This window comes from Methylibium sp. (assembly GCF_031393925.1).
Taxonomy (GTDB): Bacteria; Pseudomonadota; Gammaproteobacteria; order Burkholderiales; family Burkholderiaceae_C; genus Methylibium.
This window is the reverse complement of sequence record NZ_JANMWL010000219.1, coordinates 1-11,578: the sequence shown is the minus strand read 5'-3', so window position 1 is coordinate 11,578 and position 11,578 is coordinate 1. Positions and strand designations below refer to the sequence as shown.

General features: G+C 69.1%; 8 protein-coding genes and 2 pseudogenes. 6 read left to right on the top strand and 4 right to left on the bottom strand.

What is annotated here, in order from left to right; genetic code table 11:
- Positions 1 to 308 precede the first annotated feature (308 nt).
- The 3 genes from RMO12_RS11600 to RMO12_RS11590 all read left to right on the top strand — a co-directional run bounded on the left by RMO12_RS11600 (position 309) and on the right by RMO12_RS11590 (position 3,727).
- A complete protein-coding gene (locus tag RMO12_RS11600; RefSeq protein ID WP_309639406.1) occupies positions 309 to 1,484 on the top strand; it encodes an acyl-CoA dehydrogenase in 1,176 nt (391 codons plus the stop codon).
- 123 nt (positions 1,485 to 1,607) lie between these two features.
- Complete coding sequence (locus tag RMO12_RS11595) at positions 1,608 to 2,345, top strand: response regulator (RefSeq protein WP_309639405.1); 738 nt, start codon at positions 1,608 to 1,610, stop codon at positions 2,343 to 2,345.
- Complete coding sequence (locus RMO12_RS11590) at positions 2,345 to 3,727, top strand: sensor histidine kinase N-terminal domain-containing protein (RefSeq protein ID WP_309639404.1); 1,383 nt, start codon at positions 2,345 to 2,347, stop codon at positions 3,725 to 3,727. The genes RMO12_RS11595 and RMO12_RS11590 overlap by 1 nt, the downstream gene beginning before the upstream one ends.
- 113 nt (positions 3,728 to 3,840) lie before the next feature.
- On the opposite strand, the gene RMO12_RS11585 is transcribed toward RMO12_RS11590, so the two are convergent.
- A complete protein-coding gene (locus tag RMO12_RS11585; protein ID WP_309639403.1) occupies positions 3,841 to 7,086 on the bottom strand; it encodes a CHASE domain-containing protein in 3,246 nt (1,081 codons plus the stop codon).
- Between the two features lie 200 nt (positions 7,087 to 7,286).
- Between RMO12_RS11585 and RMO12_RS16005 the strand changes: the two are divergent.
- Positions 7,287 to 7,337 (top strand): annotated as a pseudogene (locus RMO12_RS16005) (hypothetical protein); the annotation flags it as partial.
- A gap of 16 nt (positions 7,338 to 7,353) precedes the next feature.
- Here the strand turns inward: RMO12_RS16005 and RMO12_RS11580 are convergent.
- Together RMO12_RS11580 and ychF are read right to left on the bottom strand one after the other, a co-directional pair.
- Positions 7,354 to 7,566, bottom strand: coding sequence for a type II toxin-antitoxin system prevent-host-death family antitoxin (locus RMO12_RS11580; protein ID WP_309639402.1), 213 nt, complete (start codon positions 7,564 to 7,566; stop codon positions 7,354 to 7,356).
- 231 nt (positions 7,567 to 7,797) lie between these two features.
- The gene (gene ychF / locus RMO12_RS11575) at positions 7,798 to 8,892 is read right to left on the bottom strand and encodes a redox-regulated ATPase YchF (RefSeq protein WP_309639401.1); all 1,095 of its coding nucleotides are present in this window, start codon (positions 8,890 to 8,892) and stop codon (positions 7,798 to 7,800) included.
- A gap of 314 nt (positions 8,893 to 9,206) precedes the next feature.
- Between ychF and RMO12_RS11570 the strand changes: the two genes are divergently transcribed.
- Positions 9,207 to 9,830 (top strand): M48 family metalloprotease, encoded by a 624-nt coding sequence (locus tag RMO12_RS11570; protein ID WP_309639400.1) that lies wholly within the window; start codon positions 9,207 to 9,209, stop codon positions 9,828 to 9,830.
- A 68-nt stretch (positions 9,831 to 9,898) separates the two neighbouring features.
- Here RMO12_RS11570 and RMO12_RS11565 read toward each other — a convergent pair whose 3' ends face one another.
- The gene (locus RMO12_RS11565) at positions 9,899 to 10,303 is read right to left on the bottom strand and encodes a GFA family protein (protein ID WP_309626885.1); all 405 of its coding nucleotides are present in this window, start codon (positions 10,301 to 10,303) and stop codon (positions 9,899 to 9,901) included.
- A 396-nt stretch (positions 10,304 to 10,699) separates the two neighbouring features.
- On the opposite strand from RMO12_RS11565, the pseudogene RMO12_RS11560 reads away from it, so the two are divergent.
- Positions 10,700 to 11,341, top strand: a pseudogene (locus RMO12_RS11560) (glycosyltransferase); the annotation flags it as partial.
- Between the last annotated feature and the right edge of the window lie 237 nt (positions 11,342 to 11,578).

Genomic DNA, 11,578 nt, shown 5'->3' with positions numbered 1-11,578 from the left:
GGCAATTTTAGCACTCGGACATTTCGAGTGCTAAAGTGGGCTGTGATGAACGAACCTCACATTCGATGAGTGCAGATTCAAGAAAAACAGCGCTCGTGGAAAGAGCGTGCGCACGCTAACGTACAGATAAGGTGTCCGATTCGTGGGTTGAAAACGTCACCTTCCATCACGGCACCGAGCACGCAACGTGCCCGGTCGTGCAGAGGGCAGCGGCGACCGACCCCGGCGATGGGCCGCCGCGGGGCGCGATGGCGCGTTCTTGTCGAGGCCCGCTCGGCCCATAAACTGGACGCTTCAAGGAGACACACATGGCGGCTGCATTCCACTGGGACGACCCGCTGCTGCTCGAGCAGCAGCTCAGCGACGACGAGCGCGCGGTGCGTGACGCCGCGCGCGAGTATTGCCAGGGCCAGCTGGCGCCGCGGGTGCTGCAGGCGTTTCGCAACGGCAGCACCGACCTTGAAATCTTTCGCGAGATGGGGGCACTCGGCCTGCTCGGCTCGACCATCGCCGAGGCCTACGGCGGCGCGGGCCTGAACTACGTCTGTTACGGCCTGGTGGCGCGCGAGGTCGAGCGCGTCGACTCCGGCTACCGCTCGATGATGAGCGTGCAAAGTTCGCTGGTGATGGTGCCGATCGACGTCTTCGGCACCGAAGCGCAGAAACAGAAGTACCTGCCCAGGCTGGCCACGGGCGAGTGGATCGGCTGCTTTGGCCTGACCGAACCCGACCACGGCTCCGACCCCGGCAGCATGGTCACGCGCGCCAGGAGCGTGGCCGGCGGCTACCAGCTCAGCGGCGCCAAGATGTGGATCACCAACTCGCCGATCGCCGACGTGTTCGTGGTCTGGGCCAAGGACGATGGTGGCCAGATCCGCGGCTTCATCCTCGACAAGGGCGCCAAGGGTCTGTCGGCACCGACGATCCACGGCAAGGTCGGGCTGCGCGCTTCCATCACCGGCGAGATCGTGATGGACAAGGTGTTCGTGCCCGAAGAGAACGCCTTCCCCGAGGTGCGTGGCCTGAAGGGCCCGTTCACCTGCCTCGATAGCGCGCGCTATGGCATTGCCTGGGGCGCGCTCGGCGCGGCCGAGGACTGCTGGCACCGCGCGCGCCAGTACGTGCTCGAGCGCAAGCAATTCGGCCGACCGCTCGCGGCCAACCAGCTGGTGCAAAAGAAGCTCGCCGACATGCAGACCGAGATCACGCTGGGCCTGCAGGGCTGCCTGCGGCTGGGCCGCATGAAGGACGAGGGCAGCGCCGCGGTCGAGATCACCTCGATCATGAAGCGCAACTCCTGTGGCAAGGCGCTCGACATCGCCCGCGTGGCGCGCGACATGCTCGGCGGCAACGGCATCTCCGACGAGTACGGAGTGATCCGCCACCTGGTCAACCTGGAGGTGGTCAACACCTATGAAGGCACGCACGACGTGCATGCGCTCATCCTCGGGCGCGCGCAGACCGGCCTCCAGGCCTTTTGCTGAGTTGCGGTTTCGGCGTGCCGGCACGCCCTGCAGGATGCACGCCGCGCGGCACTGCGCACGGGGCTGGCGGCGCGCGCTGCGCGCTACAGTCCGGGCGTGAATCGACGCACCTTTGGTGAGCCCATGACCCCGCCTTCCCGCGCGTTCGCGTCGACGCCCACGCCGTCTGCAATGCACATCCTGCTGGTGGAAGACGACCCGGCGCTGGCCGAATCGACCGCGCGTGCGCTGCGCTCGCAAGGCTGGGTGGTCGACCACACGCCGCGTGGCGAGCCGGTTGCCGCGTCGGTCAAGTCCGACCCCTACGACCTGTTGATCCTCGACATCGGCCTGGTCGGCATCGACGGCTTCGAGACCCTCAAGCGGGTGCGCCAACAGGGCTCTACCTTGCCGGTGCTGGTGCTGACCGCGCGCGACGCCGTCGAAGACCGCGTGCATGGCCTCGAGATCGGCGCCGACGATTACCTCGTCAAGCCCTTTGCCCTGGTCGAACTCATTGCACGCGCGCGCGCGCTCACGCGCCGCCACCAGGCCCGCCAGGGCAGTGTGCTCGCGATGGGCGCGCTGCGAATGGACCTCGAGGCGCGCCGGGCCTGGATCGGCGAGCAGGCGCTGGAGTTGTCGGCGCGCGAATGGGCGGTGCTCGAGTACCTGCTCGGACGTGTCGGCCACGTCGTCGGCAAGGAGCAGATCCTGCAAGCCATCAGCGGCTGGGACGACGCGCTGTCGGAGAACGCCGTCGAGGTCTACGTGTCGCGCTTGCGCCCCAAGATCGAGCCGGCCGGCCTGCGCATCCGCGCGGTGCGCGGCTTCGGCTACCTGGTCGAAGAAGCTCCGGCGCCTGCCAGCGCCGAGCCTTGATGCTCAAGAGCCTCAAGGCCACGCTGATGCTGTGGGTGGTCCTGGTGATCGCCCTGGTGGTGCCACTGAGGTTCTTCTTCGACGTGCGGGGCCAGCTGCAGCGCACCAGCGCCGCCTACGACAGCTCGCTCAGCGACTGGGCGCTCGCCCTGGGCAACCTCGTGCACATGCGCGACGGCGAGCCGCAGTTCGACCTCAGCGAGCAGACCGAGCGATCGCTGCGCACCACCGCTGGCAGCGACACCGTTTACTACGTGGTGCTCGGCCCGAACGGGCAGTGGGTGGCCGGCGATGCGCCGCTCGCCATGCCGTTGATCGGCCTGCAGCGCGGCGAGCGCCGCCTGCTCGACACACAACTGGGCGGACAGCCGCTGCGCATGGCGGTTCATGCGGTCGAGTGCGGCGCAGGTGCCTGTCAGGTGCGTGTGGCCGAAACCATGGGCGAGCGGGAACAAACACGCCTGGCGTCGGTGTGGATCACCGCGTTGCTGGCCGGCGGCGGGGCATTGCTCCTCGCGCTGGCCATCTGGCGGGTCGTGAGTGTGGCGATGCGCCCGCTCGCCAGCGTCAACGAACAGCTGGCCGAGCGCTCGCTCGACGACCTGCGACCGCTGCGCCGCGGCCGCATGCCCTCTGAAGTGCAACCGCTGGTCGATGCGATCGACCAGTTGCTGCAGCGCGTCGCGGTCGATGCCAGCCGCCAGCGTCATTTCATCGCCGATGCCGCCCACCAGCTGCGCACACCGCTCACCGCGCTGCGCACCGAGTCCGAGCTGGCGCTGCTCGAGGGGCATCCGCCCGCGGTCCACGCCACCCTGGTGCGCATGCACCGCTCCGCGCAGCGCGTCGCGCGCCTGGCCGACCAGCTGCTGATGCTGGCCCGCACCGAGGCCAGCAGCCGCGAACCGGGCGGCGCCGAGCCGGTCGATCTCAAGGCGGTGGCGCAGGACGCGGCGCAGAACTGGGTGCCGCGTGCGCTCGAGCGCGGCGCCGACCTCGGCTTCCAGCTTGAATCGGCCTGGCTTCGCGGGCGCCGCCACCTGCTCGGCGAGCTGCTCGGCAACCTCGTCCACAACGCGCTGGAGTACGCCGGTGACGCCGAGCACCCGGCGCGCATCACGGTGCGCACCGCGCTCATCGACGGCCCGGGCGCCGCGCGGGCCGTGCTGGAGGTCGAGGACAACGGGCCCGGCATCGACGGCGCCGAGCGCGAGCGTGTGTTCGAGCGCTTTTACCGCCTGCCCGGCTCGGCCGGCTCGGGCAGCGGCCTGGGCCTGGCGATCGTGCGCGACATCGCCCTGGCGCACGGCGCCAGCGTGACGCTGCTCGATGCCGAAGACGGCGGCGGGCTGCGCGTGCGGGTGACGTTTCCCGCCGCGTGAGCCTGTCGGCCTTTTCCAAAGGCGCCGCCCACGCGGTCAAACCATCGGCAGCGCAAAAGGGTGCGCCAGGAGCGGGCTGCGCTGCGCTGCGGTGCCGCGCAGCGCCTGCAGCGCTAGCCGAAACGCGTCGTCAGCTTCGACAGCAGTTCGTCGATCACCGCGAGCACTTCGTCGATGGCCACTGGCTTGGTCAGGTAGCGCGAGGCGCCCGCGGCCAGCGCTGCGGCGATCTGCTCGGGCAGCGCGTCGGCCGACACCACCACCACGGCGATGTCGGCCGTGGTTTCATCGGCCTGCAGGTGCTCCAGCAACGCCATGCCGTCGATGTCGGGCAGGTTCATGTCGAGCAGCACCAGGTCGGGCGGCGCGGTGCGTACCCGGGCCAGCCCGTCCAGACCGGTCGTGGCCACCTCCAACTGAACCTGCGGGCGCTGCGCCAGGATGCCGCGCATCACCTCGACGTTGATCTCGTTGTCCTCGATGTAGAGCACCTGACGGCGGTGGTAGTCGGAGTCAATCTCCTCGAGCGCGGCGTGTACGCTGGGCGCCTGCGGCTCGGTGGTGAGCGGCACCACCAGCGTGAAGGTCGAGCCCACGCCGGGGGCGCTTGCCACCCGCAGCGAGCCGCCCTGCCGCTCGGCCAGCAGCTTGGCGATCACCAGGCCGATGCCGGTGCCGTCGACGGCACCGCGCTCGCGCCCCAGGCGGTTGAAGGGCTGGAACAGCTGGGCGAGCTGCTCGGCGCTCATGCCCTGGCCGGAGTCGCTCACGTCGAGCTCGAGCAGCGCGCCGCTGCCGCCCACCGGCTCCATGCAGCGCGTGCTGATGCGCACTTCGCCGCCCGGGCGGTTGTACTTGACCGCATTGCTCAGCAGGTTGGTGAGGATCTGCTTCATGCGCGTGGCGTCGGCCAGCACACGCACCGGCGGGTGCGCCGCGCGCGTGCGCGTCAGCATGACGCCCTGCGCGCGTGCCTGCGGCTCCACCAGGGCCAGCGACGCGGTGATCAAGGGCTCCAGGGCCAACGGTTCTGGGGCCAGGCGCAGCGACCCCGACTCGATGCGCGACAGGTCGAGCACATCGTTGATCATCTCCAGCAGGTGCCAGCCGGCCTGCTGGATCTGGCCGACCCAGACGCGGTGGCGTTCGGCGAGCGTGGCGCCCTGGTCGAGGTCGATCAGCTGCGCGAAGCCGAGCATGGCGTTGAGCGGTGTGCGCAGTTCGTGGCTCATGCGCGAGAGGAAAACGCTCTTCGCCTGGTTGGCCGTCTCGGCCGATTCGCGCGCGGTGTGCGCCTGCTCCAGATGCAGACGTTCGCTGATGTCCTCGAGGACTCCGACCAGGCGGTGCGGCTCGCCGCGCTCGTTGCGCAACAGGCTCACCGTGACGTCGCCCCACATGACGCTCCCGTCCCGGGTCACGTAGCGCTTGCGGCGCCGATAGCGCGTGCGACGCCCTTCCAACAGGTCGGCGCGCGCGCTGAGGTCGCCGGCACGGTCTTCTTCGTGGGTGAGATCGATCACCGAGCGCATCAGCAAGTCGCGCTCGCTGTAGCCCGTCATCGTGCAAAACGCTGCATTGGGATGCTGGATGCGACTTTGCAGGTCGGTGTAGACGATGCCGATCGGCACCGTGTTGAAAATGCCGCGAAAGCTCTGCTCGCTCTCGCGCAGTGCGAGCTCGGTGGAGCGACGCTCGGCCACTTCGTGCTCCAGTTGGCGCGTGCGCTCGGCCATGGTGCTCGCGGTCAGCCGCGCGCGCCCGGTGACGATGAGCAGCAACGCGCCGAGCAGGCCGGTGGCCGCCAGGCCGGCGATGGCCAACAGCCAGGCCGTGCCGCTGTCGCTCGCGAGCAGGCCGCGCGAGACCGGCGGCACGCCGTGCGGCGCGCGGATGCGAAGCTCCCAGGCGCGGCCGGCGAACGGCATCGCCACATGCTGCGACAGCGCCGCGCCGTCATCTTCCTCGGCGCAGGCCGCGGGCCCGGCGAGCCGGCGCATCGACGGTGGCGCCTCGGTGTCGATCAGGCAAACCTGCAGATAGCCGTGTGTGCCCTGCGGCAGCGCGGCCAGCGTGTCGTCCATGCGCAGCGTGATGAACACCAGGCCTTGCAGCGCGGTCTCAGGCGGTGCGTCGGGCCGGCGCACCGCCTGGAACACCACCACGCCGAGTTGCTGTGCGGTCTCTTGCGTCAAACGAAACGCCGTGGTCGCGAGCGGCATGTCGACGAGCCGTGCGCGCGCGATCGTCCGGCGTGCCGCGTCGACCGACAGCGCATTCAAGCCGAGCGCGCCCTCGTTGCCGCGCTGCGGCTGGATGTGGCGCATGGCGATCACCTCGGTGTCGGACGCCGTCAGGACGGCGTCGCGGTCGAACACGCGGTAGTCGCTCGGTCCCTGCGTGCGCACGCGCGCCTCGAAGCGGCCGAGGTCCGCGCGCGCGACGCGCTCGTGCCAGCCGATCGCCTGCGCGCCCGGCAACTTGCGCAACCACGGCGCGCTGGCCCGCGCGAACTGCTCGGCGTCCACCTCCTGCGAGGCGATGTAGACGCCGCGCATGCCTTCGAGCGCGTCGAGATGGGCATTGAGCCGCAGCTCGAGGTTGCGGCTGACATGCGAAGCGTCGCGCTCGAAGCGGGCCTCGCTGCGTTGCTCCTGCCAGCGCGCCACCTGGACGATCGCGCCGCCCAGCAACAGCATGGCCAGCGCCAGTGGCAGCGCCACGGTCAGCCTGCGTGAGCGCCAGGCCTCGCGCGGGCGGCCGATCAAGGTCAGCACCACCGGCGTGGCGATGATGGTGCCCAGCGTGTCGCCACCCCACCACGTCCACCACGTGGTCGCGATTTGCCCGGCGGGCACCGCCCCGGTCAGCCACAGCGCGGCGCTCGAGCTGCTGGCGTTGAGCGTGCAGGCCAGCGCCCCGCCGAGCGCGAACAGGCGTGTCACCGCCATCGGCCGGTCGAGCGTCAATGGCCATTGCACCGTGCGTCGCACCAGCCAGGCGCCGAAGCCGGCCTGCAACGCGGCGCCCAGGGCGATCGCCAGCGCCAACGCCAGCGCGGTCAGTTCGTTGGCGGTGCCGTGGCCGCGCTGCAAGAACAGCCAGCCCTGCACACCCAGGCTGCCGAGCGCCACCGCCGGCAAGGCGCGCCGGCCGTACACCAGCGCGGCGGCCAGCGCGATGCCGGCCGGCGGAAAGAGCGGCGACGCATAGCCGGGCGTGGCCGTGAGCAACAGCGCGACCGCGCCGACGACCGCATAGGCGAGGGCGATCCCCGCATGTACCGCCAGGGGGGCCGGCGCTTCGGGCTTGTCGGTGGTTGAAGGCGCAGTGGACGCGCGGGCGTGCGAGGCGACCATGGTGCGGGAAACAGCCTACCACCGGCATTCAACAAGCGACCCTGCGCGGTAGAACGTATCGGTCGCCACGGGCACGATGGCCGCCCGGCGAGCCACTGCGGTCGAGGCGCGGCGCCCACCGTGCATGCGTCGCCGCGCGTTGCTGCGGCTGCCGGCACCGCGCTCGCGGTGCGCTCGCGACCCTCGCCGTCCTGCCCGTCGTGGCCGCCCTCGCCATCGTGGCTGCTGCAGCCGAGACACAAGGCAGACCGTCCACGCGCGCGGAAGTCACCGCCGAGCTGATGCGTGCGCGCCAGGTTGGCGAGCTTGATTTCGTGCTGATGCATCACTGGCGCGCTGCCCGGCGTCGCTGGCCTCGGGCAACGCAAGGCGCGCGACCTCCTTGCCGCGACGCGTGATGACGAACTCCTCGCCGGCCTGCACGCGGTCGATCAATTCCGAAAGCCGGTTCTTCGCCTCGAACAATGCAATGGGAGTCATGGAGCCCACCTCTCTCAATTCGCACGCGTCAAACTATATCTAGCTAGCTAGCTAGATCGATGCAAAGTCCGGGGTCAATGGCTTCGTTGGCGTCTCGGGCTTGCCGCCCCCGCCGAGTGGGTTGGGTGGCGCGATCGCTGTGAAGCCGCCATCAGCAAGAAACCCGGGAATCAGGGAAATACGTGGCTTCATGGCGCGGAACGGGAACTGTCGTGATCCCGTCCCTTCGGCTCACACGTTGAACAGGAAGTGCAACACGTCGCCGTCCTTGACGACGTACTCCTTGCCCTCGGCGCGCATCTTTCCCGCCTCCTTGGCGCCCTGCTCGCCCTTGCAGGCGATGAAGTCGGCGTAGGCGATGGTCTGGGCGCGGATGAAGCCGCGCTCGAAGTCGGTGTGGATCGCGGCGGCGGCCTGCGGCGCGGTGTCGCCCACGTGGATGGTCCAGGCGCGCACTTCCTTCACGCCGGCGGTGAAGTAGGTCTGCAGCCCGAGTAGCGTGAAGGCGCTCCTGATCAAGCGGTTGAGGCCCGGCTCGTCCTGCCCCATCTCGGCCAGGAACATGAGCTTGTCCTCGTCGGCCATGTCGGCCAGCTCGGCCTCGGTCTTGGCGCAGATCGCCACCACCGGCGCGCCTTGCGATGCCGCGTAGGCGCGCAGCTTGTCGAGGTAGGGGTTGTTCTCGAAGCCGCCCTCGTCGACGTTGCCGACGAACATCGCCGGCTTGGCGGTGATGAGGCACAGCGGCGCGAGGATGGCGAGCTGCTCCTTGCTGAACGCGATGCTGCGGGCAGGCCGCGCCTCGTTCAAGGCATCGTGACACTGCTGCAGCACGTCGACCAGCTTGGCGGCCTCCTTGTCGTTGCCCGACTTCGCGGCCTTGAGCGAGCGCTGCAAGGTCTTGTCGACCGTGGTCAGGTCGGCCAGGCACAGCTCGGTCTGGATCACCTCGACGTCGGACAGCGGGTCCACCTTGCCGGCCACATGGATGACGTTTTCATCGTCGAAGCAGCGCACCACGTTGACGATCGCGTCGGTCTCGCGGATGTGCGCGAGGAACTGGTTGCCCAGGCCCTCGCCCTTGCTGGCCCCCGCCACCAGCCCGGCGATGTCGACAAACTCCACGATCGCCGGCAGCACCCGCTCGGGCTTGACGATCGCCGCCAGGGCCGCGAGGCGCGGGTCGGGCAGCTCGACGATGCCGACGTTGGGCTCGATGGTGCAGAACGGGTAGTTCTCGGCCGCGATGCCGGCCTTGGTCAGCGCATTGAAAAGAGTGGACTTGCCCACATTGGGCAGGCCCACGATGCCGCATTTGAGGCTCATGGCAAAAGGCTTTCGAGTGGGGTGCAGCGCGCTGCTGCGCTCGGGCGGCGCAAGGCGTGTGGGCGGCGATTTTAGCGGCGCCATCGGACGCCACAGCCGCCGGATGGCGCCCGCCGGCCAGGCCGCAGCGGCGTCCCGGTGGGTACACGCGACGCCGACCGAGGGCTTGCCTAGGGGCTGGTGGACGAACGCCGCCCTGCTTTTAGTAGAAATATTTGCGGGAATCCCGAATTCTTGTCTCAAACTGGCACGCCGTTTGCACTAGTTCAGTGGAAACCCGGATGTATCGGGAGACCAGCACAACGGAGGTGCCCATGCGCGCTGCCCTCTTGGCCTTGTTTGTTTTCGCCGCTCCGCCCGTCTGGTGCGGCGAAGACATTCTGGACGTGCTGGACCGCTCGCAACACCAGCAGCTCGATGCGCTGGAACTGGCCGACCCCGGCAGCCCCGAGGCGCAGCGCGTGCAGCGCAGCTTCGAGCGCCTGCTTCCTCTCGTGACGCTGCCCGTGAAGGTGAGGCTGCAGGTCGTGCGCGGCTCCAAGGTGGCCGAATGCCTGCTCGGCCGCATCATCGTGGTCAATGTCTCGCTGGCCGACCTGAGCGAAGGCGAGCGCTTGTTCGTGCTGGCGCACGAACTCGGACACGTCGCGCACGGCCACTGGTCGGCCATGGGGCGGCTGTTCCAGAAGCACATTCCCGACGAGGTGGTGCAGCACAAGACCGACGCGGTGGCCGGCGCGTTGGGCCGCGAGGCCTCGGCGCTGGCGCACGAGCAGGAATACGCGGCGGATGCCTATGCCTGGAGCGTGCTCGCGCGGGTCGGTGAATCGCGGGAGACGGCGCTGGCGCTGTTTCACACCCTGCCGATGGTCAACGACACCGCCACCCACCCGGGCACGCGAAAGCGCGTTGCGCACCTGCGCGCCTTGACGCAATGAGTCCGTCGCCCCGTGCTTGACGCTGGGCTGCGCACCGAGCCCGGCGCGCGTCCGAGCGTGCGCGACCCTCAGCGCCCAGGTTCGATGCCGGCGTGTTGGGGCAGGTCGTCGGTGATGTCCCACCAATCGGCCTTTGAGGCCACATGGATGTGCGCCACCGGCCCGTGCCCGAGCGGCGCGTCGAGCGTGCCGACGCGCAGACGCAAGGCGGCCGGCAGCGCATCGCGACGGCTGTGGATCGGCGAGCCGCAGCGCACGCAGAAGCTGCGCCACTTGCCGGGCGAGGATTCATACGACACCAACTGCTCGGCGCCCGAGAGCAAGCGCCACCGCGCCGCCGGCACCGGCGCCACCGCCGCGAAGGCCGAGCCCTGCGCCTTGCGGCACTGGCCGCAATGGCACAGCACGATGGGCCCGAGCTCGCCGTCGATTTCGTAGCGCACTGCGCCACACAGGCAGCCGCCGCTCAGCATGAAAGTCTCCGGTTCAACACGTTTGCGCAAGATCGGGTCACGCGGCGCTGGTACTTACGGGCAGATGAGCCGCGCGTCCGCGGCCATCGAGCATCGGCTCGGGCGGGCGCGATCGGCCGGCTGCACCGCCGTGCGCTTGCTGCAAAAAATGCACTCGAAGCAGCCATCGGCGAGCGCGTTCGCCGCCGGCATGCCGTGCGGCGCTCGAACGACCCCGCGTCTGCGAAGACGCCATGGAGCGGGTCGCGGTCGTCCCGCATTCATCGCACGGCGGCTCATCGCTGAACTCTACCCGGCCACTTCCCACGGCTTGCACCGGAAAAGCGCCGCCGCGTCCGCGCCGCGACGAGGCCGACCGACACCGCGTCCAAGGTGCGCTGCTTGCTGCTGCCGTGGATGACCCTTAAAACTCCGGCACTCAGAATCGCGCAAGTCGCGCCCCTGTTTGAAAGCGTTCCGCCGCAGGGCTACGGCGGTACCGAGCGCGTCGTCTCTTACTTGACCGAGGCGCTGGTCGAGGCCGGGCACGAGGTGACGCTGTTTGCCAGTGGCGACTCGGTGACGCGGGCGCGGCTGGTGCCGGTGGTCGAGCAGAGCCTGCGGCTTGACTGCCGACGCCCGGACTGGCTGGTCTGGCACACGCTGATGCTCGAGCGCTTGTTCGCAACCGCAGAGCAGTTCGACGTGATCCACTTCCACGTCGACTTCCTGCACTTCCCGCTGGCGCGTCGTTGCGCGACCCCTTCGGTGACCACCTTGCATGGCCGGCTGGACCTGCCCGACCTCGCGCCGCTGTACCGCGAGTTCACCGACTTGGCGTTGGTCTCCATTTCCGACAGCCAGCGCATGCCGCTGGCGGGCGCCAACTGGCGCGCCACCGTCCACCACGGGCTGCCCGAGCACCTGCACCGGCTGCAGCCCGAGCCGGGCGATTACTTCGCCTTCCTCGGGCGCATCTCGCCGGAGAAACGGGTCGACCGCGCGATTGAGATTGCCATCGCCTGCGGTGTGCCGCTGCGCATCGCGGCCAAGATCGACGACGTCCTCGGATTCATCAGCTTCGCGCTGATAGCCGATGGACTGCGGTTGTGTTAACACGCCCTAAGCTGAGCTTGACGATGTCGAGGGGAATTTCAGACTGGAAATACGGTAGGCACAGCGCCGGTCACCGCTGTGGAGGTATTCGAATCGCTCGACGGACACGCCATCACCGAGTACCGCGCGAAAGAGTGACAGTTCACCGCCGCAGAGCTTGCTGCTGAAGCGCGCGGCGCT